This window comes from Pseudomonas sp. CAN1, assembly GCF_030462585.1.
Classification (GTDB): Bacteria; Pseudomonadota; Gammaproteobacteria; order Pseudomonadales; family Pseudomonadaceae; genus Pseudomonas.
The window spans coordinates 20,394-45,596 of sequence record NZ_JASMRU010000022.1 but is presented as its reverse complement, the minus strand read 5'-3'; the positions used below and the strand labels follow the sequence as shown (position 1 = coordinate 45,596).

Here is a 25,203-nt window from a genome sequence, read left to right as displayed (position 1 = left end):
TTTTCCCGCTCAGGATAAGGACAAGCGCTAATGCTTCGAGAACGCCTGCTGAGGCTTCCGAGACGATACAAGCGGCTGCTGCAGGTCGCGACCGACATCACTCTGGTGTGGTTCTCACTCTGGCTCGCGTTCATCGTGCGCCTGGGCACGGACGATCTCGATTATCCGCTGCGCGTGCATGGCTGGCTGTTCGTCGCCGCCCCGCTGGTGGCCATCCCGCTGTTCATCCGTTTCGGCATGTACCGCGCAGTCATGCGCTACCTGGGCAACGACGCGCTGATCGCCATCTGGAAGGCGGTCACGGTCTCGGCCCTGCTGCTCTCGCTGGTGGTCTACTGGAATCGCTCGGTCACCGAGGCGGTGCCGCGTTCGCTGGTGCTCAACTACTGGTGGCTCAGCCTGCTGATGATCGGTGGTCTGCGCCTGGCCATGCGTCAGTACTTCATGGGCGACTGGTACAGCACAGTGCAGGCAATGCCTTTCCTCAAACAGCAGGATGGCCTGCCCAAGGTCGCCATTTATGGCGCTGGTTCCGCGGGTAACCAGTTGGTTGCAGCGCTGCGCCTGGGGCGGGCGATGCGGCCAGTGGCGTTCATCGACGACGACGACGAAATCGCTAACCGGGTGATCGCCGGCTTGCGTGTGTTCAAGCCCAAGCACCTGCAGCAGATGATCGACGAGACCGGCGCCCAGGAAGTGCTGCTGGCCATTCCGTCTGCCACGCGCTCGCGTCGTCGCGAAATCCTCGGCCTGCTGGAGCCCTATCCGGTCCACGTGCGAAGCGTTCCGGGCTTCATCGAGCTGGCCAACGGCCGGGTGCGGGTGGACGATATCCAGGAGGTGGACATCGCCGACCTGCTCGGGCGTGACCCGGTCGCTCCGCGCAAGGAGTTGTTCGAGCACTGCATCCGCGGCGAAGTGGTGATGGTGACGGGCGCCGGCGGCTCCATCGGTTCGGAGCTGTGCCGGCAGATACTCGGTTCGAGCCCGACCGTGGTCGTGCTCTTCGAGCACAGCGAATACAACCTGTACCGCGTGCATCAGGAGCTGGAGAACCGCATCAAGCGCGAGTCCCTGGCGGTGCAGTTGGTGCCTATCCTCGGCTCGGTGCGCAATCCCGAGCGCCTGCTGGACGTGATGCGCACCTGGAAGGTTGCCACGGTCTACCACGCGGCGGCGTACAAGCATGTGCCCATCGTCGAGCACAACATTTCCGAAGGCGTGCTCAACAACGTGATGGGCACGCTGTATACCGCGCAGGTGGCGGTGCAGGCCGGCGTCGAGCATTTCGTGCTGATCTCCACTGACAAGGCGGTGCGGCCGACCAACGTCATGGGCAGCACCAAGCGCCTGGCGGAAATGATCCTGCAGGCCCTGAGCCAGGAGTCGGCGCCGGTGCTGTTCGGCGACAAGTCGGGCGTGCACCAGGTCAACAAGACCCGCTTCACCATGGTCCGCTTCGGCAACGTGCTGGGCTCGTCCGGCTCGGTGATTCCTCTGTTCCGCGAGCAGATTCGCCGCGGCGGTCCGGTGACGGTGACTCATCCGGGCATCACCCGTTACTTCATGACCATCCCCGAAGCCGCCCAGTTGGTGATCCAGGCAGGCTCCATGGGGCGCGGCGGTGACGTGTTCGTGCTGGACATGGGGCAGCCGGTGAAGATCCTCGAACTGGCCGAGCGGATGGTTCACCTGTCCGGCCTGAGCGTGCGATCCGAGCGTAATCCACAGGGCGACATTTCCATCGAGTTCAGCGGGCTGCGGCCTGGTGAGAAGCTCTACGAAGAGCTGCTGATCGGCGACAACGTCAGCGCCACCGAGCACCCGATGATCATGAAGGCCAACGAGGAACTGATGCCCTGGGAGGGCTTCAAGCCGGTGCTGGCTGACCTGCTCAAGGCCGTGGATCAAGGCAACTACGCTCGAGTGCGGCAATTGCTGCGGGAAACCGTCAGCGGCTATTGCCCGGAAGGCGATATCGTTGACCTCATCCACCAGCAGCGGCGCATGGAGCCCTGATCCGGGGCTGCTAGCAGGGATTCCCGCGGGCGCATCCGTGAGCATTGTCAGCCCATTCCCTGCGCCCTGTCAGCGGCGGCGGAAACTGCTGCCGACTCTCTAAACCGGCGTTTTCAAGCCTGTTTCCAGCGATATGGTTTCCCGGCAGCGCGATGACGCCTGCCTTGAAACCCATAGGGCTGGAAACGATTCATGAAAAGACATCTGCTTTCCGTTGCAAGCATGCTCCTGCTGGCGAGTCTCTCCTTCGGTGGTGCCGCCCAGGCCGCCACGAAAACCGAACCGGCGGCCCAGCCCGTCACCCAGGCGTCGGCACCAGCACCAGCGGCCAAGGCGCCGGTCTCGTCGGTCGATGCAGTGAACATCAATACGGCGTCTGTCGAGGAGCTGCAGAAGTCGATGAAGGGCATCGGCAAGGTCAAGGCGCAGGCCATCGTCGACTACCGTACTGCGCACGGCCCGTTCACCACGGTCGACCAGCTGCTGGAAGTGAAGGGAATCGGCAAGGGTACCCTGGACAAGAACCGCGACAGGGTTTCGCTCTGAATCTTCGCTCTTGGAAATGAAAAAGCCGGTCGATGACCGGCTTTTTCGTGCCCTAATAAAAAAGCCCCCGGCGTGTGCCGAGGGCTTTGAATTCTGGCTCCGCGACCTGGACTCGACGGCGTCAGCCGAACGCGCTTCAGCGCGGCCCCGAAGGGGGAATCACCTGGGACGCAGTCCCTGGAGAGAGTCCAGAAGCCCAATAAAAAAGCCCCCGGCGTGTGCCGAGGGCTTTGAATTTTGGCTCCGCGACCTGGACTCGACGGCGTCAGCCGAACGCGCTTCAGCGCGGCTCCGAAGGGGGAATCACCTGGGACGCAGTCCCTGGAGAGAGTCCAGCGCCCAATAAAAAAGCCCCCGGCATGTGCCGAGGGCTTTGAATTTGGCTCCGCGACCTGGACTCGAACCAGGGACCCAATGATTAACAGTCATTTGCTCTACCGACTGAGCTATCGCGGAACAACGGGGCGTATCTTACTGATTAAAAAGGGGAAGTCAACATCGTGCCGACGACTTCCCCTTAATTTGTTACAGCACCTGGACGATGGCGCGGGTCACGGTGTCCAGGTTGCCGTTGTTCAGCGCGGCGACGCAGATGCGGCCGGTGCCGACGGCGTAGATGCCGAACTCGTTCTTCAGGCGCTCGACCTGCTCGGCGGTCAGGCCGGAGTAGGAGAACATGCCGCGCTGCTGGGCAACGAAGCCGAAGTCGCGCTTGGCGCCCWGGGCGGCCAGCTGGGCGACCATGGCTTCACGCATGGCGCGGATGCGGGTGCGCATTTCGCCCAGTTCTTCTTCCCAGACCGCACGCAGTTCCGGGCTGTTCAGCACCGCGGCGACGACGCTGGCGCCGTGGGTCGGCGGGTTGGAGTAGTTGGTGCGGATCACGCGCTTGACCTGGGACAGCACGCGGGTCGACTCCTCGCGGCTGTCGGTCACCACCGACAGGGCGCCAACGCGTTCGCCGTACAGCGAGAACGACTTGGAGAAGGAGCTGGACACGAAGAAGTTCAGGCCCGACTTGGCGAACAGGCGCACGGCGGAGGCGTCTTCGTCGATGCCGTCACCGAAGCCCTGGTAGGCGATGTCGAGGAACGGCACGTGGCCCTTGGCCTTGAGCACGTCGAGGACCTGCTTCCAGTCGTCCATGGTCAGGTCGACGCCGGTCGGGTTGTGGCAGCAGGCGTGCAGCACGACGATGGACTGCGAGGGCAGGGCGTTGAGGTCTTCCAGCAGGCCCGCACGGTTCACGCCTTGGGTGGCGGCGTCGTAGTAGCGGTAGTTCTGCACCGGGAAGCCGGCAGCTTCGAACAGCGCGCGGTGGTTTTCCCAGCTCGGGTCGCTGATGGCGACGGTGGCGTTGGGCAGCAGGCGCTTGAGGAAGTCGGCGCCGGTCTTCAGCGCGCCGGTACCGCCGACGGCCTGGGTGGTGACCACGCGGCCTTCGGCCAGCAGCTCGGAGTCAGCACCGAACAGCAGCTTCTGCACGCCCGAGTCGTAGGCAGCGATGCCTTCGATCGGCAGGTAGCCACGCGGGGCGTGGGCCTCGATGCGGGCTTTCTCCGCGGCCTGCACGGCACGCAGCAACGGGAGACGGCCTTCCTCGTTGTAGTAAACGCCTACGCCCAGGTTGATCTTGCCCGGGCGGGTATCGGCGTTGAAAGCTTCGTTCAGGCCCAGGATCGGGTCGCGGGGGGCCATTTCGACAGCGGAGAACAGACTCATTTTGGCAGCAGCTCTAAGGCGGGAGTGAAGTGCAATTGCAACCCACCCGCACACGGCGCTGGGGGTTGCGTCGACGGGCCGGTATTATATAGGCCTCTACAGCAGGCGGCGAGTTGTCGCGCGTGCTTTTCGACTGGTATGACGCTTTGGCGACCGAAGCGTCACACGCCAATGCGAGGTTCCCATGTCGATTTTTCAACTGGATTCGCGATTCCAGCCCGCCGGCGACCAGCCAGAAGCCATCCGACAGATGGTCGAGGGGCTGGAGGCGGGCCTGTCGCACCAGACGCTGCTGGGGGTGACCGGTTCCGGCAAGACCTTCAGCATCGCCAACGTCATTTCGCAGATGCAGCGCCCGACCATGGTGCTGGCGCCGAACAAGACGCTGGCCGCGCAGCTCTATGGCGAGTTCAAGACCTTCTTCCCGAACAACGCGGTGGAGTACTTCGTCTCCTACTACGACTACTACCAGCCCGAGGCCTACGTGCCGTCCTCGGACACGTACATCGAGAAGGACTCCTCGATCAACGACCACATCGAGCAGATGCGGCTGTCGGCGACCAAGGCGCTGCTGGAGCGCAAGGACGCCATCATCGTCTGCACCGTGTCGTCGATCTACGGCCTGGGTGACCCGGCGTCGTACCTGAAGATGGTCCTGCACCTGGACCGTGGCGACAAGATGGACCAGCGCGAGCTGCTGCGCCGCCTGACCAGCCTGCAGTACACCCGCAACGACATGGATTTCGCCCGCGCGACCTTCCGCGTGCGCGGTGATGTCATCGATGTCTTCCCGGCGGAATCGGACCTGGAAGCCATCCGTATCGAACTGTTCGACGACGAAGTGGAGAACATTGCTGCCTTCGACCCGCTGACCGGCGAGGTGCTGACCAAGCTGCCGCGCTTCACCTTCTACCCCAAGAGCCACTATGTCACCCCGCGGGAGACGCTGCTGGAGGCGGTGGAGCACATCAAGGCCGAGCTCAAGCAGCGCCTGGACTACCTGCGCACCAACAACAAGCTGGTGGAAGCCCAGCGCCTGGAGCAGCGCACCCGCTTCGACCTCGAGATGATCCTTGAACTGGGTTACTGCAACGGCATCGAGAACTACTCGCGCTACCTCTCCGGGCGCGGCCCCGGCGAGCCGCCGCCGACCCTATACGACTACCTGCCGGACAACGCCCTGCTGGTGATCGACGAATCCCACGTCAGCGTTCCCCAGGTCGGTGCCATGTACAAAGGCGACCGCTCGCGCAAGGAAACCCTGGTGGAATACGGCTTCCGCCTGCCCTCGGCACTGGACAACCGGCCGTTGCGCTTCGAGGAGTGGGAGGCGATCAGCCCGCAGACCATCTTCGTCTCGGCGACCCCCGGCCCCTACGAAGAACAGCACGCCGGCCGGGTGATCGAGCAGGTGGTGCGCCCCACCGGCCTGGTCGACCCGGAGGTGGAAATCCGCCCGGCGACTACCCAGGTGGACGACCTGCTTTCGGAAATCGGCAAGCGCGTAGCAGTGGACCAGCGCGTACTGGTGACCACCCTGACCAAGCGCATGGCCGAGGACCTCACTGACTACCTGGGTGACCACGACGTGCGCGTGCGCTACCTGCACTCGGACATCGACACAGTGGAACGGGTGGAGATCATCCGCGACCTGCGCCTGGGCAAGTTCGACGTGCTGGTGGGTATCAACCTGCTGCGCGAGGGCCTGGACATGCCCGAGGTGGCGCTGGTGGCGATCCTCGATGCGGACAAGGAAGGCTTCCTGCGCTCCGAACGCTCGCTGATCCAGACCATCGGCCGCGCCGCGCGGAACCTGCACGGCAAGGCGATCCTCTACGCCGACAAGATCACCGGCTCGATGGAGCGGGCGATCAACGAGACCGACCGCCGCCGCACCAAGCAGCTGGAGTTCAACGCCAGGCACGGCATCGTGCCCCAGGGCGTGAAGAAGGACATCAAGGACATCCTCGAAGGCGCCGTGGTGCCGGGCGCCAAGGGCAAGCGCCGCAGCCTGGCGAAAGTGGCGGAGGAGAGCGGCCGCTACGAGAACGAGCTGCGCACGCCGGAGGAGGTCGGCAAACGCATCAAGCAGCTGGAAGAGCGCATGTACCAGCTGGCCCGCGACCTGGAGTTCGAGGCCGCGGCCGGGGTGCGCGACGAGATCGGCAAGCTGCGTGATCGCATGGTGTCGATGGGGTGAACGCAGGACGGGCCGGCTTTGGCTGGCTTTTCGTAGGAGCGAGCTTGCTCGCGAACATCACCGCACTCGGATGTACCGGTGTGATGCGGGGTTCGCGAGCAAGCTCGCTCCTACAAGGTCGTGCTCAGTGCGCGCCGGCACCCGGCCCGGCGCCCATGCCTGCCGGCAACCGGCGGGTCAGCAGCACCGCCACCATGCTGATCGCCAGCACGATGCCGATGGCGTGGAAGGCATCGTTGTACGCCATGATCGCCGCCTGCTGGTGAACGATCTCGCTGATCTTGCCCAGCGCCGCCTGCTGCGTCCCCAGCTGCGAAGTCAGCTGCGCCAGGCGCTCGTCCACCGCGCCGTTCACCGGCACCACCGCTTCACGCAGGTAGTCGTAGTAGACCTTGGCGCGGCTATCCAGCAGCGTTGCCAGCAGGGCGATGCCGATGGCGCCGCCGAGATTGCGCAGGATGTTGAACAGGCTGGAGGCCGAGCCGGCGTCCTGCGGCTGCAGGTAGACAGTGGCGATCAGCGAGATGGTGACCATCACCATCGGCTGGCCGAGGGCGCGCAGCAGCTGGATCTGGTTGAACTGCGGGCCGGCGAAGTCCGGGTTGAGCACGCCGGAGAAGAAGCTCGCCATGCCGAACAGGCCGAAGCCCATGGCACACAGCAGGCGCGGCTCGATGATCTTCATCAGCTTGGGAATCAGCGGGATGAGGAACAACTGCGGCACGCCCATCCACATGATTACTTCGCCGATCTGCATGGCGTTGTAGCCCTGGATCTGCGCCAGGTACAGCGGCAGCACGTAGATCGAGCCGTACAGTCCCATCCCCAGGCCGATGCTGGAAATGCTCGACAGGCCGAAGTTGCGGTTGCGCAGAATCCCCAGGTTGATCAGCGGGTTGGGCCGCGAGGTCTGCAGGATGACGAAGAGGATCAGGCTGACCAGGGCGATGCTGCCCAGGCTGACGATCAGGTTCGACTCCAGCCAGTCCTTGCGATGGCCCTCTTCGAGGAACACCTGCAGGCAGCCCAGGCCGATGGCCATGGTGACGATGCCGGCGTAGTCAGTGCTTTTCAGCAGTTCCCAGTGCGGCGGCTTTTTCTCCAGGCCGTAGAGCAGGCCGGCGATCATAAGCAGGCCCGGCGGGATGTTGATGTAGAAGATGTACTCCCAGCCGAAGTTCTCCGTCAGCCAGCCGCCCAGGGTCGGGCCGATGGAGGGCGCGAAGGTGGCGGTGATGGCGAACAGCGCCATGCCCTTGGGGCGGTGGTGCTCCGGCAGCTTGATCAGCGCCAGGGTGAAGGCCAGGGGGATCAGCGCGCCGCCGGTGAAGCCCTGCATGGCGCGGAACACGATCATGCTCTCCAGGTTCCAGGCGAACGAGCAGAGCAGCGAGGAGAACAGGAAGCCGACGGAGATCATCCAGGCCAGCCGGCGCGCCGAGAGCAGCTGCACCAGCCAGGCGGTGAGCGGGATCATGATGATCTCGGCCACCAGGTAGGAGGTGGAAATCCACGAGCCTTCCTCCAGGGTAGCGGCCAGCGCACCCTGGATGTCCTTGAGCGAAGAGTTGGTGATCTGGATGTCGAGCACCGCCATGAACGCGCCGAGCATGGCGCTGAACACGGCGATCCAGTCGCGCCGGGTCGGTTCCCCGACCGGCCGGATCAGCTGGTCACCGGCCACGCAGCTCGACCTCGGCCTCGACGGACATGCCCGGGCGGATCAGCCCTTGCAGTGGGGTGTCGTTGGCGAAGGTGATCTTGACCGGAATGCGCTGCACCACCTTGGTGAAGTTGCCGGTGGCGTTGTCCGGCGGCAGCAGGCTGAACTGTGCGCCGGAAGCGGCGAACAGGCTCTGCAGCTGGCCTTCGATGGGCTGGTCGGGGAAGGAGTCGAACACCAGGCGGACGGTCTGGCCGGGGCGCATCTTGCCGATCTGGGTTTCCTTGAAGTTGGCCTGGACCCAGATGCCGTCGTCCGGCACCAGTGACAGCAGCTGGCTGCCGACCTGCACGTACTGGCCGACACGGGCGCCACGCTGGCCGACCAGGCCGCTGACCGGTGCATGGATTTCGGTGCGCGCCAGATTGATCTCGGCCTGGGTGATGTCAGCGCGGGCGCTTTCGATCTGCGCCTGCAGACGCTGCACATCGGTGCCCAGGGTTTCGCGTTGCACGCGCTGGGCTTGCAGATCGGCCTGGGCCTTGGCCACTTGCGAGCGGGCGACGTTGGAGTCGGCGGCCAGGGTGGTCACGCGTTCTTCCGACACGTAGCCGGGCTTGCGCAGCGCCTGGGCGCGGCCGAGGTCGACCTCGGTGCGGCCGAGGGTAGCCTGGCTGGCATTCACGTCCGCCGCGCTGGCGGCGATCATGCTGGTCTGGCCCTTGAGCTTGCTGCGCGCCTGCTCCAGTTCCGCCTCGCGGGTAGCCAGGGTGGCCTTGGCGCGGTCCAGGGCGAGCTGGAAATCGGCAGCTTCGAGCTTCACCAGCAGCTGGCCCTTCTCCACGTGCTGGTTGTCCTGCACCAGCACCTCGTCGACGCGGGCGCCGAGCTGGCTGGCGATGCGGGTGATTTCACCCTGCACGTAGGCATTGTCGGTGGACTCGACGAAGCGGCCGACGAAGTACCAGCGCGCCAGGAAGGCGAGGGCGACCACGGCAAGGATGACGAGGAAAACGGTCAGACGACGTTGTAATTGTGCGGGCATAGGTAAACGAGCGTTTGGTTGGCCGAAAAAATGTTTGCCAATGTAACAGTGTTCCGTGGCGGCACGTAGCCGCTACACTTCGGAAACTTTGTTGCTTATAGGGAACAATCATGGGGCTGGATGATGCGCTGATCTTCACTCGCGTGGTGGAACTGCACAGCTTCACCCAGGCGGCGCAGAGCCTGGGGATGCAGAAGTCCACGGTGAGTCGACGCATCGCGCTGCTGGAAGAGCGCCTGGGCGTACGCCTGATCAACCGCACCACCCGCAAGCTGCGCCTGACCGAAGTGGGCCAGGCCTACTACGACCGCTGCCGGCAGATCATGCACGACTTTGCCGAAGCCGAGCAGGCGGTGATGCAGCTGCAGCAGGCGCCTTCGGGATTGCTGCGAATCAGCGCACCCATCGAGTTCGGCCAGATGTACCTGGCCAAGGTGCTGGGCGACTTCATGAACCTTTATCCACAGATCACCGCCGAGGTCGAGCTGACCTCGCGCGCAGTCGATCCGCTGGAGGAGGGCGTGGATATCGTCATCATGGTCGGCCAGCCGGAGGATTCGACCCTGATCGCCCGGCGCATGCTGGTCACCAATCGCTGCCTGTGTGCCAGCCCGGAATATCTGCAACGCCACGGTCGCCCGGAAACCGTCGAGGAGCTGGCCGGCCACCGTGCCGTGCTGCTGCAGGCCGACTCCCAGCGCTACTGGCCGCTGCGTGGGGAAACCGTGCCGTGCCACCGGGTGCTGTCCTGCAACAACATCACCTTTGCCCGCGAAGCCGCGCTGGCCGGGGTGGGGATCGCCTCATTGCCCGAGTTGATCGTCGACGAGCAACTGGCCAGCGGCCGCCTGGTGCGGGTGTTGCCGCAGATCCAGCTGCCGGTCGGCGAGCTCTACGCGGTCTATCCGTCACGGCGCTTCCAGGCGATGAAGGTGAAGGCCTTCCTCGACTTCCTGATCAACAACCTGCCCATCGATCCCGGTCGCTGGCTGGAGCCGAAGGCGGCCCGCCTGATACCATCGCACCCATGAGCGCGCGCGCCGTCGCGCGCTGTCCGCCTCACACGAAGAATTGCTGCACACGAGAGCCTTCATGACCACAGTCCGCACCCGTATCGCGCCGTCTCCCACCGGCGACCCGCACGTCGGCACCGCGTATATCGCGCTGTTCAACCTCTGCTTCGCCCGCCAGCACGGCGGTCAGTTCATTCTGCGCATCGAAGACACCGACCAGGTGCGCTCGACCCGCGAATCGGAACAGCAGATCTTCGACGCGCTGCGCTGGCTGGGTATCGAGTGGGACGAGGGCCCGGACGTCGGCGGCCCGCACGGCCCGTACCGGCAGAGCGAGCGGGGCGCCATCTATAAGCAGTACAGCGACGAGCTGGTCGAGAAAGGCCACGCCTTCCCCTGCTTCTGCTCGTCCGAGCGCCTCGACGCGCTGCGCGCCGAACAGCAGGCGCGCAAGGAAACCCCGCGCTACGACGGCCACTGCATGCACCTGGCGAAAGAGGAATCGGCCAAGCGCATCGCCGCCGGCGAATCCCACGTGGTGCGCATGAAGGTGCCGACCGAGGGCGTCTGCGTGGTGCCGGACATGCTCCGTGGCGATGTGGAAATCCCGTGGGACCGCATGGACATGCAGGTGTTGATGAAGGCCGACGGCCTGCCCACCTACTTCCTCGCCAACGTGGTCGACGACCACCTGATGGGCATCACCCACGTCCTGCGCGGCGAAGAGTGGCTACCCTCGGCGCCCAAGCTGATCAAGCTGTACGAGTATTTCGGCTGGGAACAGCCGGTGCTCTGCTACATGCCGCTGCTGCGCAATCCGGACAAGAGCAAGCTGTCCAAGCGCAAGAACCCCACCTCGATCACCTTCTACGAGCGCATGGGCCTGCTGCCCCAGGCGCTGCTGAACTACCTTGGCCGCATGGGCTGGTCCATGCCTGACGAGCGCGAGAAGTTCAGCCTGGCGGAGATGATCGAGCACTTCGACCTGTCCCGCGTATCGCTGGGCGGCCCGATCTTCGACATCGAGAAGCTCTCCTGGCTGAACGGCCAGTGGATTCGCGAGTTGTCCGTCGAGGACTTCGCCAAGGAAGTGCAGAAGTGGGCACTCAACCCCGAGTACCTGATGAAGATCGCCCCGCACGTGCAAGGCCGTGTGGAGAACTTCAGCCAGATCGCTCCGCTGGCCGGCTTCTTCTTCAGTGGCGGCGTGCAGTTGGACGCCAAGCTGTTCGAACACAAGAAGCTCGACGCCACCCAGGTGCGCCAGGTGCTGCAACTGGTGCTGTGGAAGCTCGAAGCGCTGCGTCAGTGGGAAAAGGACCGCATCACCGCGACCATCCAGGCCGTGGCCGAGCACCTGGGCCTCAAGCTGCGTGACGTGATGCCGCTGATGTTCCCGGCCATCACCGGCCAGGCCAGCTCGGTATCGGTGCTCGACGCCATGGAAATCCTCGGCGCCGACCTGTCGCGCTATCGCCTGCGCCAGGCCCTGGAGCTGCTGGGCGGTGCGTCGAAGAAAGAAGCCAAGGAGTGGGAAAAGATTCGCGACGCCATCGGCTCCTGAGAACTTTCCTACACTGAAAAAGGCCGGTCGCTGTGAGGCGCCCGGCCTTTTTCATGCTCGCGCCATGCTTGGCAGACAAGCCGGAGGAGGGCGGGCGAGCCGCGGATTTCGCCGGGCGGAAATCCGGGCGGTCACATAAGTGATTGTTCTGTGGGAGAAAAAAATAAGAAATCTGAAAAAATGTTGTTGACAGGGGTTCGCCTCACCCCTAAGATGCGCCCCGTTCCAGCGACGAACTGAAATGACAGGGCGAAGCGGAACGGTAGATCCAGCGGTACTTTGGGGCTATAGCTCAGCTGGGAGAGCGCTTGCATGGCATGCAAGAGGTCGACGGTTCGATCCCGTCTAGCTCCACCAAATTACCAGTAGGTCTTGTCTGTCCTGGCAAGGCTGAAATCGAAGGTTTTGCGTCCCCTTCGTCTAGTGGCCTAGGACACCGCCCTTTCACGGCGGTAACAGGGGTTCGAGTCCCCTAGGGGACGCCACTTATCCAGCGACGATGCGTTCGCGTCGTCTGCCAGAGTCATCTGGGGCTATAGCTCAGCTGGGAGAGCGCTTGCATGGCATGCAAGAGGTCGACGGTTCGATCCCGTCTAGCTCCACCAAATTCCCATACGGGATGAAGCCAGAATCCACCTTGAGGTGGGTTTCTTCGAAGGACATGTCCCCTTCGTCTAGTGGCCTAGGACACCGCCCTTTCACGGCGGTAACAGGGGTTCGAGTCCCCTAGGGGACGCCATTTTTATCGCTCTGCGATGCCTATAGGGCCACTGAGACTTTCAGTGGCCCTTTTGTTTTTTCCTCTTCCGAAAAATTTCCCCCGACCAGCGGTCACGCTTTCTGCTTGCTGATTTTTATTATGAGAATAATATTCTCCTCATAATATTTATCGAGCCCGAGGTCCGCCATGAGCGACAAGAAAGCCCAGACCCGCGAACGCATCCTGTCCGCCGCCACCAGCGCATTGCTGCAGCACGGGCCGGTCGGCCCCAGTGTGGGCGAGGTGATGTCCGCGGCGGGGCTGACGGTGGGCGGCTTCTATTCGCACTTCGAGAGCAAGGACGCGCTGATGCTGGAAGCCTTCCGCGAGCTGCTCGCCAAGCGCCGCCAAGGGCTCAAGCGCTTCGACCCGCAACTGAGCTTTGCCGAGCGCCGCGCGCTGACGGCGCAGTACTACCTGTCGCGCAAGCATCGCGATACCGAGGAGGAGGGCTGCCCGATCCCCAGTTCGCTGAACGAGATCGCCGATCTGCCGGAAGCTTTCCGCCAGACCCTGGAAGAGCACGTGGAGCTGATGGTGGCGGCGCTGGCCGGCCGCCCCGAGGAAATCGACACCGTGCTCAGCGACATGGCCCTGATGATTGGCGGACTGGCTCTGGCCCGTGCTTTGGGCACCGGCGACCTGTCCGATCGTGTCCTGCGCGCCGCGAAGAAAGCGGTGATCTGAGGAGGTACGGCAAATGAACAGTCTGAGCTGGGTTCGAGGAATCAACGCCACCCTGGGCCGTGTTGCGCCAAAATGGGCGGCGCAGCGCATGCGTCAGCTGTTCGTGACGCCCAACCAATACGCGCCGCGTGACTGGGAGCTGCCGCTGCTGGCCAGTTCCGAGCGCGTCACTCTGCGCTTCGGTCTCTCTGCTCTACGTTGGGGTGAAGGCCCGGCGGTGCTGCTGATGCACGGCTGGGAAGGGCGCCCCACGCAGTTCGCCACGCTGATCGAGAAACTGGTGGGCGCCGGCTACGGGGTGATCGCCCTCGACGGGCCAGGGCATGGTCGCTCGCCGGGGCAGGAGGCGGACCTCGTGTTGTTCGCCCGCGCCCTGCTGGAAGCGGCTGACGAACTGCCGCCGCTGCGTGCCGTGATCGGTCACTCCATGGGTGGTGCCAGCGCCTTGCTGGCGACCCAGCTGGGCTTGCGCACCGAGGCGCTGGTGACCATCGGCGCGCCGAGCAATGTGCTGGGCGTGCTGCGCGGTTTCTCGCGGATGGTCGGCCTGTCGCCCGTGGCGCGTTCGCGCTTTATCCGTCTGATCGAAGGGCGCACCGGCATCGCCGCCAAGCAGCTGGATGTTGCGCGCTATCAACTGGACTTCCCCGGCCTGGTGGTACACGCCGAGGACGACCGCTACGTGCGGGCGAGCGAGTCCGCGACCATCCATGAGGCCTGGCCACGCAGCCGGCTTCTGCGCCTGAAGGAGGGCGGGCACCACCGCGTTCTCGCCGATGCGACGGTCAACGAGGCCATCCTGGCCCTGCTGGAAGAGGTGGAAGGGCGACAGCCCCTGGCGTTGGCCTCCTGAGTCATTCACCAGTCTGATAACGGCGGCTACAAGCCGCCGTTTTCGTTCCATGATGGCCCGTTGCGGGTCGTCAGGCCGGGCTTGCTGGCGTAGACTTTCGGGCATTTCCGGCCGCCCCGGCCTGGGCGCGAGGTCTTGCGCACGCGGGTGGTCGATTGGGGGAATTGCATGAATCTGTCGCTGGATTGGGTGCTGCAGAAGGCGCGCCCGGTCATGCCGGTGTTGGTGATCGATGACGTGGCGCTGGCCGGTGACCTGGCTCGTGCCCTGTACGACGGTGGCGTGCGGGTGCTGGAAGTGACCCTGCGCACGCCGCAGGCGCTGGAAGCGGTGGCCGAAATCCGCCGCGAACTGCCGGACATGGTGGTCGGCGCCGGTACGCTGATCCACACCGAGCAGTTCCAGGAAGCCCGCGACGCCGGCGCGCAGTTCGCCGTCAGCCCCGGATGCACGCCACGCCTGGTGGCCGCTGCCGACGATGCCAGGCTGCCGTTCCTGCCGGGCGTGATGACTCCCTCCGAGGTGCTGGTGGCGCTGGAGTACGGCTACCGCTCGCTGAAGCTGTTCCCCGCTGATGGCAATGCCGCGATCAAGATGCTCAAGAGCCTGAAGGCGCCCTTCGCTGGCATCCGCTTCTGCCCGACCGGCGGCATCACCCAGGAAAACCTGCTCAACGTCCTGCGCCTGCCCAACGTCGCCTGCGTCGGCGGTACCTGGATTGCGCCGCCGAGCCTGGTCCGTGCCCGCGCCTGGGACCAGATCACCCAACTGGCCGCCGAGGCGATCGCGCTGGCCGCAAGCCTGGAGCACGCTTCATGAGTTGGCAGTTGCCCGATCCGTTCGTCATCGATATCGAGGTCAAGTCCGAGGACATCGACGGCCTCGGCCACGCCAATAACGCCGTCTACGTCAGCTGGCTGGAGCGCTGCGCCTGGCGTCATTCACAGAGCCTGGGGTTGGACCTGGCCGAATACCGCCGGCTGGATCGCGCCATGGCCGTGGTGCGCCACGAGGTGGACTACCTGGCTGCCGCCTACGAAGGCGAACAACTGCAACTGGCGACCTGGATCGTCCAGTCCGACCAGCGCCTGAAGATGACCCGCCATTTCCAGCTGGTGCGTCCGGCGGATGCCCTGACCCTGCTGCGCGCGCAGACCACCTTCGTCTGCATCGAGCTGTCCAGCGGCAAGCCCAAGCGCATGCCGGTGGAGTTCATCGAAGGCTATGGCCGCGCGCTGCTCTCCCCGGAAACCGTGGCCGCCGGCGCGTGATCCGTCGCGCCGCGCTTTTCCCGGCGCGGCGCATTCCCTACAATCCGCGGCCTTCGCCATAGCCCGAGATTCCCCCGTGCAGATCGCCCTGGCCCCGATGGAGGGGCTGGTAGATGACATCCTCCGCGATGTGCTGACCCGCGTCGGCGGCATCGACTGGTGCGTCACCGAATTCATCCGCATCAACGACCGGCTGCTGCCGCCGTCGTCGTTCCTGGCGCTCGCCCCGGAACTGGCCCACGGCAGCCGCACCCGCGCCGGCGTGCCGATGCGCGTGCAACTGCTCGGCTCCGACCCGCAGCTATTGGCGGAAAACGCCGTGCAGGCCTGCGAACTGGGCGCCCCGGTGATCGACCTGAACTTCGGCTGCCCGGCCAAGACGGTGAACCGCTCCCGTGGCGGCGCTGTGCTGCTGAAGGAACCCGAGCTGATGTTCAGCATCATCGAGGCGGTGCGCCGCGCGGTGCCTGCACATATTCCGGTGACCTCGAAGATGCGCCTGGGCTACGACAGCCCGGACGGCGCCATCGACTGCGCTCGCGCCCTGGCTGACGGCGGTTCCGCCCATGTGGTGGTACACGCGCGGACCAAGGCCGACGGCTACAAGCCGCCGGCGCACTGGGAGTGGGTGGCCAAGGTGGCCGATGCGGTGAAGGTGCCGGTGTTCGCCAACGGCGAAGTCTGGACCCTGGACGACTACCACCGCTGCCGCTCCATCAGCGGCGTGGCCGACATCATGCTCGGCCGCGGGCTGGTTTCCCGCCCGGACCTGGCCCGGCAGATTGCCGCCTGGCGCGATGGCCGCGAAGTGCTGCCGATGCCCTGGGCGGAAGTGCGCGTGCTGCTCGACGACTTCTGGCGCCAGGCCCGGCGCAAGCTGGCGCCGCGTTATGCGCCGGGGCGCCTGAAGCAGTGGCTGGGGATGCTGACCCGCAGCTATCCCGAGGCCGTGGAGCTGTTTGCCCAGGTGCGCCGCGAGCACGACTGCGAAGTGCTGGATCGGATGCTGCAGGTCGAGATCGAAGTCGCTGCCTGATCTGCTCTTCGTAGGAGCGAGCTTGCTCGCGAACGCAGTTCATCCCGATACGCTGGCGTTGGGCGGTTCGCGAGCAAGCTCGCTCCTGCAAAAGCGTGGGCCACGATTCAGCGCCCGCCGCTGACGTCGACGAAACTGCCGGTGCTGTAGCTGGACTCGTCCGAGGCCAGGAACAGGATCGCCCGCGCCACTTCTTCCGCGTCACCACCGCGCCCCAGCGGAATCGCCGATTGCAGGCGCTCCACGCGTCCCGGCTCGCCGCCGCTGGCGTGGATTTCGGTCCTGATCAGCCCCGGTCGTACGGCGTTCACGCGGATGCCCTCCGCCGCCACTTCCTTGGCCAGGCCGATGGTCAGGCTGTCCACCGCGCCCTTGGCGGTGGCGTAGTCGATGTACTCGTTGGGTGAACCCAGGCGCGAAGCCATGGACGAAACGTTGACGATGCTTCCGCCATCGCCGCCATGCTTGCGCGCCATGTGCTTCACCGCCTCGCGGCAGCAGAGGAAGGTGCCGGTGACGTTCACCGCGAACACTCGCTGCAGGCGTGCCACGTCCATGTCTTCCAGGCGCATCTGGCGCTCCAGGATGCCGGCGTTGTTCACCAGCACGTCGAGGCGGCCGAAGGCTGCGTCCACTTCGCGGAACAGCCGCAGCACGTTTTCCTCGTTCGCCACGTCGGCGGCAAAGGCGCGTGCCTGGCCGCCGGCTGCGCTGATCTGCGCGACCAGCGCTTCGGCCGCTTCACGTTCGCGCCGGTAGTTGAGCGCCACGGCGAAGCCGCGCTCGGCGGCGAGCAGGGCGGTGGCGGCGCCGATGCCGCGACTGGCGCCGGTGATCAGCATGACCTTGTCCATGGAAAATCGTCCTGTGGCGAAGGGGGCTTGAAATGAAAACGAGCAGCCCAATCTATGTTCCTGCGGGAGGCCGAAGACGGGTCCCGCAGCGGAGTTCTGATGTCAGGCTCCAGATCATACCTTGCTGAAAATTTCAGGAGATTCGCATGAGCAACGTCCTTTCCCTCGCCCCGCTGTTCCGCCAGTCCGTCGGCTTCGATCGTTTCAACGATCTGTTCGAATCCGCCCTGCGCAGTGAAGGCGGCAGTTCCTACCCGCCCTACAACGTCGAGAAGCATGGTGACGACCAGTACCGCATCGTCATCGCCGCCGCCGGCCTGCAGGAGGAAGACCTGGAACTGCAAGTGGAGCGCGGTGTGCTGACCGTCAATGGCGGCAAGCGCGAAAAGGCTTCCGAGAGCGTCACCTACCTGCACCAGGGCATCGCCCAGCGCGCCTTCAAGCTGTCGTTCCGCCTCGCCGACCATATCGAGGTCCAGGGCGCATCGCTGAAGAACGGCCTGCTCAGCGTCGAGCTGGTGCGCATCGTTCCGGAAGAAGCCAAGCCCAAGCGGATCGCCATCAACGGCCAGAACCCGGCCATCGAAGGCTAAGCAGCAACCCGGCACTTTCCGGGCTGTAGCCGCCAAGCAAAACGCCCGTCTCGCAAGAGACGGGCGTTTTCGTTGGTGCCTCGATCAGTGGCCGATCAGGCCTTTTGCTGGTCCGGCAGCGGCGCCGAGCGATTGCGCCACCAGGCGATGACGATGGCGGCCATCAGCACGAAGCCCAGGTAGCCCATGGCCGGGTAGACCAGACCCACCAGCTTGACGAAGCCGACCTGGCTGGCGATGAAGGCGAGCACCACGGCGACCACGGTCGCCACCCGGAACGGCACGCCGTAGGCAGCGCAGCGCGCGGCCAGGGTGTAGGCGAAACCGCTGGTGGTGCAGTACAGCTTCACCAGCAGCAAGGCCAGCATCACGTCGCCGAACCACGGCGCGATGTTGTTGCTCAGCAGCAGGGTGGGGATGGCGCTGCCGCCGATCACGTCGATCTGCACCAGCATCACCAGGGCCATGGCGAGGATCAGCACGCCCACGCCGATGCCACCGAACACACCGCCCATTGCCGCGGTACGCAGGTTGGCCACGCTGCCGCCCATCACCACCACGGCTGCCGCGGTGGCGGCGACGTTGTAGGAAACGTAGAGCAGCGCGCCGAGCAGCCAGTTGGGCGCCGGGTGCGGCACCGCCAGGGCGATCTGCTCCAGCTCTGCCAGCGGCTTGTGGATATGTGTCAGCGCATAGATGGCGATGATCGCCACGATAACCATCAGCACCGGAGTGATCAGGCTCATCAGGGTGATCACCCGCTTCAGGCCCAGGCACACGGTGATGATGGTCAGCACGCCGAGGACGATGCCGCCGATGGAGTGGCCGATGCCCAGTTGCTGCTCGAAGGACGAGTTGGCGCCGGCGAACATCACCACCATGGTGCCGAACAGGAAGAAGGTCAGCATCAGGTCGACGACGCGGCCCAGCGGCTTGCCACAGATGTACTCCATGGCTTCCTTGTGCGACTGGGTCTGCAGGCGGCTGCCGATCTGGTAGAGGTTCATCAGCAGGAAGGCGAACAGCGCCAGCGCCACCAGCGCGCCGGCCAGGCCCATGAGGCCGAAGCCGCCGAAGAACTGGAGGATCTCCTGGCCCGAGGCGAAGCCGACGCCCACCACCAGACCGATGTACGCCCCGCCGAGCTTGAGACTGGTTTTCATGATCGAGACTCTGTTGTTGTTATGGGAGCGGCCCCGCTCACGGCAGGGCCGGAAAGGGTCAGGCCTGGCCGACGTAAGCCTGGACTTCAACCTCGACGTCCACGCCCAGCGCCAGGGCCGACGCCACGCAGGAGCGCACCGGCAGGCCCTGTTCGAAGTAGCGCTTGTACACCTCGTTGAAGCCGGCGAAGTGCGCCATGTCGGACAGCCACACGGTGGCTTTCACCACCTGCGAGTAGTTGGCGCCGCAGGCTTCCAGGCTCTCGGCGATGCGGGTCATCACCGCTTCGGTCTGGGTCTGGATGTCGCCCTTGACCACCTGGCCGTCCGCGGTCATCGGGATCTGCCCGGACAGGAACAGGAAGCCGCCGGCCTTCACGGCGCGGGAGAAGGGGAAGGGCAGGGTGCTGGGGTAACGCTGGATATCGCTCATTCTAAGGTCTCCGGGGGAATTCAACGCAGGCGCGCCGGGCTCAGGCGCTGGGGATCGACGCCTTGCTGGCGCAGGGATTCGGGTAGTGGCTGGCCGAGCAGCAGCGACTGGGCCAGGCGCGACACGCCGTCGGCGGACTGGATGCCGTAGCCGCCCTGGGCGGCCAGCCAGAAGAACGCCGGGTTTTGTGCGTCCTGGCCGATCACCAGGTCGCCGTCGGCGACGAACGAGCGCAGGCCGGCCCAGCTGTGGTTCGGCCGGCGGATCGCCAGGGTGGTGTGCTCTTCGATGTGGTACACGCCCAGAGCGATGTCGAGCTCCTCCGGCTGCACGTCCTGCGCTTGAACCGGGTCGGCGTTTGCGGGCGAGCCGAGCAACTGGCCGGCATCCGGCTTGAAGTAGAAGCTTTCGTCGATGCCGATCACCGTCGGCCAGCGGCTGATGTCCATGCCGTCGGGTACCGGGAAGGTGAAGGCGGTGCGGCGGCACGGTTGCAGGCCGACAGGGCGGATGCCGCAGCGCTCGGCCACGTGATCGGCCCAGGCACCGGCGGCGTTGACCAGTTGCGCGGCCTGCACGGTTTCGCCCTGGCTGAGTTCGAGCGTCCACGCGCCATCGGTAAATTCGGCCGACAGCAGCTCGCGGTTGCAGCGCAGCTCGCCGCCGCGCTGGCGCAGCGCGCGCAGGTAGCCCTGGTGCAGGGCGTGCACGTCGAGGTCGCGGGCGTCGGGCTCGTAGAGCGCGCCGATGAGGGCATCGGTACGCAGGACCGGGAGCATCTCCAGCGCCTGCTCGGTGCTGATGCGCTCGACGCCGGGTGTGGACTCGGCCTGCCTGAGCAGCGCGACGTGCTCCGGGCCGCCAACGTACAGGCAGCCGCGCGGGGTGAGGATCGGGTGCTCGCTGAAGCCGGCCGGCGGGCTTTCGTAAAAGGCCCGGCTGGCGCGGGTCAGCGCCTGGATCTGCGGTGTGCCGTAGGCCTCCATGAACATGGCAGCGGAACGCCCGGTGGAGTGGTAGCCGGGCTGCTCTTCGCGCWCCAGCACCAGCACCGTGTGGGTCTCGCTCAGGCGGTAGGCGAGGGAGGCGCCGGCAATGCCGGCGCCGATGATGACGAAATCGAAATGGCTCACTGCAAGGGCCTTCTGCAGATTTTCTCGTATGTGAGAAATCTAAGATATGAGAATTTTTGCACCCAAGGCAAGGCCCGGTAAACTTTCGTCGGCCCCCTCACGAGATGTCCCATGAGCGAAACCGCCCAGGCACTACCCAAGCCCCAGCAACTGGATCGAGATGAAGTCGGTGCGCGCCTGCGGGCAGTTCGCAAGCAACAGAAGCTGACCCTGAAACAACTCTCCGACCTGTCTGGCGTGGCGGTTTCCACCCTGTCGAAGATGGAGCTGGCGCAGGTCGCGGTGAGCTACGACAAGCTGGCCGCCGCCGCCCGCGCGCTGCAGGTGGATATCGCCCAGCTGTTCCGCCCGTCGCCGTCCGTCGGCGGGCTGATGGGGCTGAAGACTTTCGTGAAGACCGACATCGATGATGCCGCCGGCTACGACACCGGCGGCTACGAGTACTACCCCATCGCCGGAGATTTCCCGCAGCGCAGCATGACGCCGCTGTACGCGCGCATCTTCGCCCGCGAGGTCGGCGAGTTCGACGATTTCGTCCGCCACCCCGGCCAGGAGTTCGCCATGGTGGTGGCCGGCCGCGTGCGCATCCAGTTCGAGACGGGCGAGTCGGTCAGCATCGGGCCGCGCGAGACGGCCTACTTCGACAGCAGCGTCGGCCACCTCTACCTCAACGACGGCGAAGCCGAAGAGGCCCAGGTGATGGTGGTGATGTCGGAGCTGCGGCCCGCCGAGTGACGGGCTTCAGGTCGCCTGCTGTTCGCAGCCCGGCAGCAGGGCGATGAACTCATCCAGCGGCACCGGCCGGCTGAACAGGTAGCCCTGGTACAGGTGGCAACCCTGCTCGGCCAGCAGCGCCAGCTGCTCCGGGGTTTCCACGCCCTCGGCGATCAGCTCCAGGCCCAGGCTCTTGCCCATGGCGATGATGGCGCGGACGATTTCCGCGTCGTTGCCGTCATTGGGTGCATCGCGCACGAAGCTCTGGTCGATCTTCAGACTGTCCACCGGCAGGCGCTTGAGGTAGGTCAGCGACGAATAGCCGGTGCCGAAGTCGTCCATGGCGAACTGCACGCCGGCCTCGCGCAGGCGCTCCATGCGCGCGATGGTGTCGTCCAGCTGCTGGATGACGATGCCCTCGGTGATCTCCAGCTTCAGCAGGCTGGGCGGCAGCCGGGTCTTGTGCAGCAGGGCGAGCACGCGTTCGACGAAGTCGCTCTGACGGAACTGCCGCGGGCTGATGTTCACGCTCAGGCTGAAGTTTCCCAGCTCGATGCGGCCTTCGGCGAGCAGCCGTGCGCCGGTGCGGCAGGCTTCCTCGATGACCCAGTGGCCGACTTCGACGATCAGCCCGCTGTCTTCCAGTACACGGATGAAACTGGCCGGCGATTGCGGGCCGCGCGTGGGATGGCGCCAGCGCAGCAGCGCCTCGGCGCCGACGATGCGCGAGCCGCGGGCGTCCACCTGCGGCTGGTAATGCAGGTTGAATTCGCGGCGGGCGAGGGCCATGCGCAGGCCGTTCTCCAGGCGCAGGCGCTCGCTGGCGGCCTGCTGCATGGATTCGTGGAACAGCTGCACGGTATTACGTCCGGCATCCTTGGCGCGGTACATGGCGATGTCGGCGCGCTTGAGCAGGTCGTCCGGCGTTGCACCGTCGTCGGGGATCAGCGCGATGCCGATGCTCGGGGTGATCTGCAGGCGGTGGCCGTCCAGCAGCATCGGCTCGGCCAGCAGGTCGCGGAGCTTTTCCGCCAGTTGGCGCACCTGCTGGGCGGTCTCCACGCGGCTGCCCTCGATGCCGGTGATCAGCACCACGAACTCGTCGCCACCCAGGCGCGCCACGGTGTCTTCCTGGCGCACGCTGGCTTCCAGGCGTGCGGTGACCATCTGCAGGATCGAATCGCCCACCGGATGGCCGAGGGAGTCGTTGATGTGCTTGAAGTGGTCGAGGTCGAGGAACAGCAGCGCGCCGCGCAGGTTGTGGCGTTGCAGCAGGGAGATCTGCTGCTTGAGGCGGTCCATCAGCAGGGCGCGGTTGGGCAGGTCGGTCAGGGCGTCGTGGTAGGCCAGGTGCTGGATGCGCGCCTCGGCCTCGCGCAGCTCGCTGGTGTCGCGGGCGGTGAGCAGCAGGCAATCGACCCCGCCCAGCTCGATCGGCTCCACCGACACGTCCACGGTCTTGATCGTGCCGTCGCGGTGGCGGCCGCGCATTTCCAGGTGGTGGACGAAACCGTCGCGGTTCAGCGCGGCGAGCATGTTCAGCCGCTCGTCCGGGTCGGCCCAGATGTTGATGCCCATGGCGGTCTGTCCGATCACCTCGTCGGTGCGGTAGCCGGTGAGGCGGTGGAAGCCTTCGTTGACCTCGATGTAGCGCCCGGTATCGCGCTCGGTGATGGTGATGGCGTCGGGGCTGGAGTGGAACGCCTTGGCGAACTTCTCCTGGCTGGCCTTGAGCGCGGCCTCGGCCTGCAGCCGGCGGGTGACGTCGCGGAAACTGGAGAGGATGCACAGCTGGCGGTCGACCCAGATCAGCCGGCTGGCGACCATGCAGGTGAGGCTCTGGCCGTCGCGGGTGAGGAACTGCACCTCGATGTTCTGCAGCGAGTGGTCGCGCATCAGTTGCTCGAACAGCCGCGAGCGCTGGTGGTGGTCGGCCCAGAAGGTGATCTGGTGCGAGGAGCGGCCGATGACGTCCTCGGCGGTCCAGCCGAAGGTGCTGCAGAAGCTCGGGTTCACCTCGACGAACTCGCCGTCGCGCACCCGCGACACGCAGATCGGATCGGGGCTGCCCTGGAACAGGCTGGCGAACTTCTCCTCCGAGGCTTCCAGGCTGCGCTCGCGCAGCACGCGCTCGGTGATGTCGAGCAGGGTGCCGGCCATGCGCAGCGGCTTGCCTTGTGGGTCCCGGTACAGCCGCGCGCGGCTTTCCAGGTAGCGCACTTCGCCGGAGTCGAGCTGGGCGCGGTAGGTGAACTGGTAGTCGTTTTCCGGCCCGCGGGCGAGCCGGGCGTAGGCCTGGCGCATGCGCTGGCGGTCGGTCTTGTCGACGCAGGCGAAGAACTCGCCGAAGGGCCCATGGAAATCCCGGTCAGGCAATTCGTGCAGCACGGCGGCGCGGGCCGAGCCGTAGAGCAGGCCGCTGGGGATGTGCCAGTCCCAGATGCCCAGTTGCGCGGAGTCCAGCGCCAGGTCCAGGCGCTCCTGGCTGTCGCGCAGGGCGCGTTCCTGGGCGCGCATGCGGGTCATGTCGCGAACGGTCAGCACCAGGCAGGGGCGGCCGTCCTGTTCGATCTGGCAGCCATAGACGCGGGCGCTGCGGACTTCGCCATTGCGGGTGATCAGGGTGACGTCGAAGCCATCGATCTGCCGCTCGGCGGTGATCTTGTCGAGCATCCGCTGGCGTTCTTCGAGGCTGTGCCAGAGACCGAGCTGAACGGAGGTGCGGCCGAGGGCTTCGTCGCGGCTCCAGCCGAAGCGGGCGACGAAACTGGCATTGAGGTCGAGGAACTTTCCGCTGTCCCGGTCGGTGATGACCATGGCGTCGGGCGCGGTATGAAAGGCTTTGGCGAACTTGTCCTGGCCATCGGAGGCGAGCGGGGGCGTTTGTCGATCGCGGGTCATGCGTCGCTCCCCCTTTCTCTGCCGGCGCCGGCCAGATCAGGCCGGAAATCGCGAAGTGACTTACGGACGGGCATTCGGGCCCCTTCTTCTAGTTCTGTCAGAACAATAGAGGTTAGGCCGCGACAGGCGCAAGCTCGCCCGCCTGGGCGTCGAGCAGGCGCATGAAGGCCCGGGCGGCATTGGATAGCGTGCGCTCGGTATGCAGGATGTAGCCGAGCTGGCGGCTGAGCTGGATGTCCTGCAGCGGCAGGCGCACCACGCTGTCGTCGAGCATGGTGCGCGGCAGCACGCTCCAGGCCAGGCCGATGGAAACCATCATCTTGATGGTCTCCATATAGTTGGTGCTCATGCCGATGTTCGGCGTCAGGCCCTCGGCCTCGAACATGCGCCGCACGATGTGGTGGGTGAAGGTGTTGCCGCCGGGGAATACCGCCGGGTGGCGGGCGACGTCGGCGAGGAACACCGGGCCCTGCACCGAAAGCGGGTGCTCGGGAGCGGCGACGAAGTCCAGCGGGTCGTCCCACACCGGCACGGCGCGCACCGGCTCGGCGGTTTCCGGGGCTAGGGTGATCACGGCCAGTTCGGCGCGGCCGTGGAGAATCTCTTCGTAGGCGACTTCCGAGTCGCAGAACTGGATGTCCAGCGCCACCTGCGGGTGCGCCTTGGTGAAGGCACGCAGCAGCGGCGGCAGGCGGTGCAGGCCGATGTGGTGACTGGTGGCCAGGACCAGCCGGCCGCTTACCTCGCCGTTGAGGTTGGTCAGGGCGCGGCGGGTGTCGTCCAGCACATTGAGGATCTGGTAGGCGCGCGGCAGCAGGGCGCGGCCGGACTCGGTCAGCGTCACTTCGCGGCCGACGCGGTCGAACAGGCGCACACCCAGCTGGTTTTCCAGGGCGGCGATGCGCTTGCTGATCGCCGGTTGCGTCAGGTGCAGGCGCTCGCCGGCTTCGGAGAAGCTGCCGGATTCGGCGATGGCGAGGAAGGTGTTGAGGCTGGTCAGGTCCATGTCGACTCCCTGCGCTCTGGAAGCGGC

The 25,203-nt window shown here is 65.5% G+C and carries 21 protein-coding genes and 5 tRNA genes; 16 read left to right on the top strand and 10 right to left on the bottom strand.

Going from position 1 to position 25,203, the window contains the following annotated elements; all coding sequences use genetic code 11:
- The first annotated feature begins 30 nt into the window (after positions 1 to 30).
- Positions 31 to 2,019, top strand: coding sequence for a nucleoside-diphosphate sugar epimerase/dehydratase (locus QO207_RS23170; protein WP_301534629.1), 1,989 nt, complete (start codon positions 31 to 33; stop codon positions 2,017 to 2,019).
- Between the two features lie 192 nt (positions 2,020 to 2,211).
- Positions 2,212 to 2,565: a ComEA family DNA-binding protein gene (locus QO207_RS23165; RefSeq protein ID WP_301534628.1), complete on the top strand. Its 354-nt coding sequence runs from the start codon at positions 2,212 to 2,214 to the stop codon at positions 2,563 to 2,565.
- 380 nt (positions 2,566 to 2,945) lie between these two features.
- Here the strand turns inward: QO207_RS23165 and QO207_RS23160 are convergent.
- Positions 2,946 to 3,021: transfer RNA gene (locus QO207_RS23160), tRNA-Asn, on the bottom strand.
- Positions 3,022 to 3,090: 69 nt separating this feature from the next.
- On the bottom strand, positions 3,091 to 4,287 hold the full coding sequence (locus tag QO207_RS23155) for an amino acid aminotransferase (RefSeq protein ID WP_301534627.1): 1,197 nt from the start codon (positions 4,285 to 4,287) through the stop codon (positions 3,091 to 3,093).
- Between the two features lie 184 nt (positions 4,288 to 4,471).
- On the opposite strand from QO207_RS23155, the gene uvrB reads away from it, so the two are divergent.
- Positions 4,472 to 6,487, top strand: coding sequence for an excinuclease ABC subunit UvrB (gene uvrB / locus QO207_RS23150; RefSeq protein WP_301534626.1), 2,016 nt, complete (start codon positions 4,472 to 4,474; stop codon positions 6,485 to 6,487).
- 124 nt (positions 6,488 to 6,611) lie between these two features.
- On the opposite strand, the gene QO207_RS23145 is transcribed toward uvrB, so the two are convergent.
- Together QO207_RS23145 and QO207_RS23140 are read right to left on the bottom strand one after the other, a co-directional pair.
- A complete protein-coding gene (locus tag QO207_RS23145) occupies positions 6,612 to 8,111 on the bottom strand; it encodes an MDR family MFS transporter (protein WP_301534667.1) in 1,500 nt (499 codons plus the stop codon).
- 49 nt (positions 8,112 to 8,160) lie between these two features.
- Complete coding sequence (locus tag QO207_RS23140) at positions 8,161 to 9,195, bottom strand: HlyD family secretion protein (RefSeq protein ID WP_301534625.1); 1,035 nt, start codon at positions 9,193 to 9,195, stop codon at positions 8,161 to 8,163.
- Positions 9,196 to 9,305: 110 nt separating this feature from the next.
- Here QO207_RS23140 and QO207_RS23135 point away from each other — a divergent pair, with 110 nt between their 5' ends.
- The 11 genes from QO207_RS23135 (at position 9,306) to QO207_RS23085 (ending at position 16,379) form a co-directional block, all read left to right on the top strand.
- Positions 9,306 to 10,226, top strand: coding sequence for a LysR family transcriptional regulator (locus tag QO207_RS23135; protein ID WP_301534624.1), 921 nt, complete (start codon positions 9,306 to 9,308; stop codon positions 10,224 to 10,226).
- A gap of 61 nt (positions 10,227 to 10,287) precedes the next feature.
- Complete coding sequence (gene gltX / locus QO207_RS23130; RefSeq protein WP_081519348.1) at positions 10,288 to 11,772, top strand: glutamate--tRNA ligase; 1,485 nt, start codon at positions 10,288 to 10,290, stop codon at positions 11,770 to 11,772.
- Between the two features lie 281 nt (positions 11,773 to 12,053).
- Positions 12,054 to 12,129: transfer RNA gene (locus QO207_RS23125), tRNA-Ala, on the top strand.
- Between the two features lie 52 nt (positions 12,130 to 12,181).
- Positions 12,182 to 12,257 (top strand) — tRNA-Glu (locus QO207_RS23120).
- A gap of 44 nt (positions 12,258 to 12,301) precedes the next feature.
- A tRNA-Ala gene (locus QO207_RS23115) sits at positions 12,302 to 12,377 on the top strand.
- Positions 12,378 to 12,435: 58 nt separating this feature from the next.
- A tRNA-Glu gene (locus QO207_RS23110) sits at positions 12,436 to 12,511 on the top strand.
- A 168-nt stretch (positions 12,512 to 12,679) separates the two neighbouring features.
- Positions 12,680 to 13,219 (top strand): TetR/AcrR family transcriptional regulator, encoded by a 540-nt coding sequence (locus QO207_RS23105; RefSeq protein ID WP_301534623.1) that lies wholly within the window; start codon positions 12,680 to 12,682, stop codon positions 13,217 to 13,219.
- Positions 13,220 to 13,232: 13 nt separating this feature from the next.
- Positions 13,233 to 14,072: an alpha/beta fold hydrolase gene (locus QO207_RS23100; protein ID WP_301534622.1), complete on the top strand. Its 840-nt coding sequence runs from the start codon at positions 13,233 to 13,235 to the stop codon at positions 14,070 to 14,072.
- A gap of 168 nt (positions 14,073 to 14,240) precedes the next feature.
- Positions 14,241 to 14,891 carry a bifunctional 4-hydroxy-2-oxoglutarate aldolase/2-dehydro-3-deoxy-phosphogluconate aldolase gene (locus QO207_RS23095; protein WP_301534621.1) on the top strand — a complete coding sequence of 217 codons (651 nt, stop codon included), beginning with the start codon at positions 14,241 to 14,243 and terminating at the stop codon, positions 14,889 to 14,891.
- Positions 14,888 to 15,343: a thioesterase family protein gene (locus QO207_RS23090; RefSeq protein ID WP_138215021.1), complete on the top strand. Its 456-nt coding sequence runs from the start codon at positions 14,888 to 14,890 to the stop codon at positions 15,341 to 15,343. The genes QO207_RS23095 and QO207_RS23090 overlap by 4 nt, the downstream gene beginning before the upstream one ends.
- A 76-nt stretch (positions 15,344 to 15,419) precedes the next feature.
- Positions 15,420 to 16,379 carry a tRNA-dihydrouridine synthase gene (locus tag QO207_RS23085; RefSeq protein ID WP_301534620.1) on the top strand — a complete coding sequence of 320 codons (960 nt, stop codon included), beginning with the start codon at positions 15,420 to 15,422 and terminating at the stop codon, positions 16,377 to 16,379.
- A 107-nt stretch (positions 16,380 to 16,486) separates the two neighbouring features.
- On the opposite strand, the gene QO207_RS23080 is transcribed toward QO207_RS23085, so the two are convergent.
- Positions 16,487 to 17,233 carry an SDR family oxidoreductase gene (locus QO207_RS23080; protein WP_301534619.1) on the bottom strand — a complete coding sequence of 249 codons (747 nt, stop codon included), beginning with the start codon at positions 17,231 to 17,233 and terminating at the stop codon, positions 16,487 to 16,489.
- A 146-nt stretch (positions 17,234 to 17,379) separates the two neighbouring features.
- Between QO207_RS23080 and QO207_RS23075 the strand changes: the two genes are divergently transcribed.
- The gene (locus QO207_RS23075; RefSeq protein WP_081519355.1) at positions 17,380 to 17,826 is read left to right on the top strand and encodes an Hsp20 family protein; all 447 of its coding nucleotides are present in this window, start codon (positions 17,380 to 17,382) and stop codon (positions 17,824 to 17,826) included.
- Positions 17,827 to 17,921: 95 nt separating this feature from the next.
- Here QO207_RS23075 and QO207_RS23070 read toward each other — a convergent pair whose 3' ends face one another.
- Genes QO207_RS23070 through QO207_RS23060 form a run of 3 tightly spaced genes read right to left on the bottom strand, consistent with a single transcriptional unit; the run spans position 17,922 to position 20,555 of the window.
- The gene (locus QO207_RS23070) at positions 17,922 to 18,989 is read right to left on the bottom strand and encodes a hypothetical protein (protein WP_301534618.1); all 1,068 of its coding nucleotides are present in this window, start codon (positions 18,987 to 18,989) and stop codon (positions 17,922 to 17,924) included.
- Positions 18,990 to 19,047: 58 nt separating this feature from the next.
- Positions 19,048 to 19,422 (bottom strand): RidA family protein, encoded by a 375-nt coding sequence (locus QO207_RS23065; RefSeq protein ID WP_184589263.1) that lies wholly within the window; start codon positions 19,420 to 19,422, stop codon positions 19,048 to 19,050.
- Positions 19,423 to 19,442: 20 nt separating this feature from the next.
- Positions 19,443 to 20,555 carry an FAD-binding oxidoreductase gene (locus tag QO207_RS23060; RefSeq protein WP_301534617.1) on the bottom strand — a complete coding sequence of 371 codons (1,113 nt, stop codon included), beginning with the start codon at positions 20,553 to 20,555 and terminating at the stop codon, positions 19,443 to 19,445.
- 111 nt (positions 20,556 to 20,666) lie between these two features.
- Between QO207_RS23060 and QO207_RS23055 the strand changes: the two genes are divergently transcribed.
- Entirely contained in the window at positions 20,667 to 21,290 is a 624-nt protein-coding gene (locus tag QO207_RS23055; RefSeq protein WP_301534616.1) for a helix-turn-helix domain-containing protein, read from the top strand.
- A gap of 6 nt (positions 21,291 to 21,296) precedes the next feature.
- On the opposite strand, the gene QO207_RS23050 is transcribed toward QO207_RS23055, so the two are convergent.
- Together QO207_RS23050 and QO207_RS23045 are read right to left on the bottom strand one after the other, a co-directional pair.
- On the bottom strand, positions 21,297 to 24,170 hold the full coding sequence (locus tag QO207_RS23050; RefSeq protein ID WP_301534615.1) for a GGDEF domain-containing phosphodiesterase: 2,874 nt from the start codon (positions 24,168 to 24,170) through the stop codon (positions 21,297 to 21,299).
- Positions 24,171 to 24,282: 112 nt separating this feature from the next.
- A complete protein-coding gene (locus QO207_RS23045) occupies positions 24,283 to 25,176 on the bottom strand; it encodes a LysR family transcriptional regulator (RefSeq protein WP_301534614.1) in 894 nt (297 codons plus the stop codon).
- Between the last annotated feature and the right edge of the window lie 27 nt (positions 25,177 to 25,203).

What these genes read in the sequence shown, in the direction of transcription:
- QO207_RS23170 (WP_301534629.1), top strand. Translation starts at nt 31, where the DNA reads ATGCTTCGAGAACGCCTGCTGAGGCTTCCGAGACGATACAAGCGGCTG.
- QO207_RS23165 (WP_301534628.1), top strand. Translation starts at nt 2,212, where the DNA reads ATGAAAAGACATCTGCTTTCCGTTGCAAGCATGCTCCTGCTGGCGAGT.
- uvrB (WP_301534626.1), top strand. Translation starts at nt 4,472, where the DNA reads ATGTCGATTTTTCAACTGGATTCGCGATTCCAGCCCGCCGGCGACCAG.
- QO207_RS23140 (WP_301534625.1), bottom strand. Translation starts at nt 9,195, where the DNA reads ATGCCCGCACAATTACAACGTCGTCTGACCGTTTTCCTCGTCATCCTT.
- QO207_RS23135 (WP_301534624.1), top strand. Translation starts at nt 9,306, where the DNA reads ATGGGGCTGGATGATGCGCTGATCTTCACTCGCGTGGTGGAACTGCAC.
- gltX (WP_081519348.1), top strand. Translation starts at nt 10,288, where the DNA reads ATGACCACAGTCCGCACCCGTATCGCGCCGTCTCCCACCGGCGACCCG.
- QO207_RS23105 (WP_301534623.1), top strand. Translation starts at nt 12,680, where the DNA reads ATGAGCGACAAGAAAGCCCAGACCCGCGAACGCATCCTGTCCGCCGCC.
- QO207_RS23100 (WP_301534622.1), top strand. Translation starts at nt 13,233, where the DNA reads ATGAACAGTCTGAGCTGGGTTCGAGGAATCAACGCCACCCTGGGCCGT.
- QO207_RS23095 (WP_301534621.1), top strand. Translation starts at nt 14,241, where the DNA reads ATGAATCTGTCGCTGGATTGGGTGCTGCAGAAGGCGCGCCCGGTCATG.
- QO207_RS23090 (WP_138215021.1), top strand. Translation starts at nt 14,888, where the DNA reads ATGAGTTGGCAGTTGCCCGATCCGTTCGTCATCGATATCGAGGTCAAG.
- QO207_RS23080 (WP_301534619.1), bottom strand. Translation starts at nt 17,233, where the DNA reads ATGGACAAGGTCATGCTGATCACCGGCGCCAGTCGCGGCATCGGCGCC.
- QO207_RS23075 (WP_081519355.1), top strand. Translation starts at nt 17,380, where the DNA reads ATGAGCAACGTCCTTTCCCTCGCCCCGCTGTTCCGCCAGTCCGTCGGC.
- QO207_RS23070 (WP_301534618.1), bottom strand. Translation starts at nt 18,989, where the DNA reads ATGAAAACCAGTCTCAAGCTCGGCGGGGCGTACATCGGTCTGGTGGTG.
- QO207_RS23065 (WP_184589263.1), bottom strand. Translation starts at nt 19,422, where the DNA reads ATGAGCGATATCCAGCGTTACCCCAGCACCCTGCCCTTCCCCTTCTCC.
- QO207_RS23055 (WP_301534616.1), top strand. Translation starts at nt 20,667, where the DNA reads ATGAGCGAAACCGCCCAGGCACTACCCAAGCCCCAGCAACTGGATCGA.
- QO207_RS23050 (WP_301534615.1), bottom strand. Translation starts at nt 24,170, where the DNA reads ATGACCCGCGATCGACAAACGCCCCCGCTCGCCTCCGATGGCCAGGAC.
- QO207_RS23045 (WP_301534614.1), bottom strand. Translation starts at nt 25,176, where the DNA reads ATGGACCTGACCAGCCTCAACACCTTCCTCGCCATCGCCGAATCCGGC.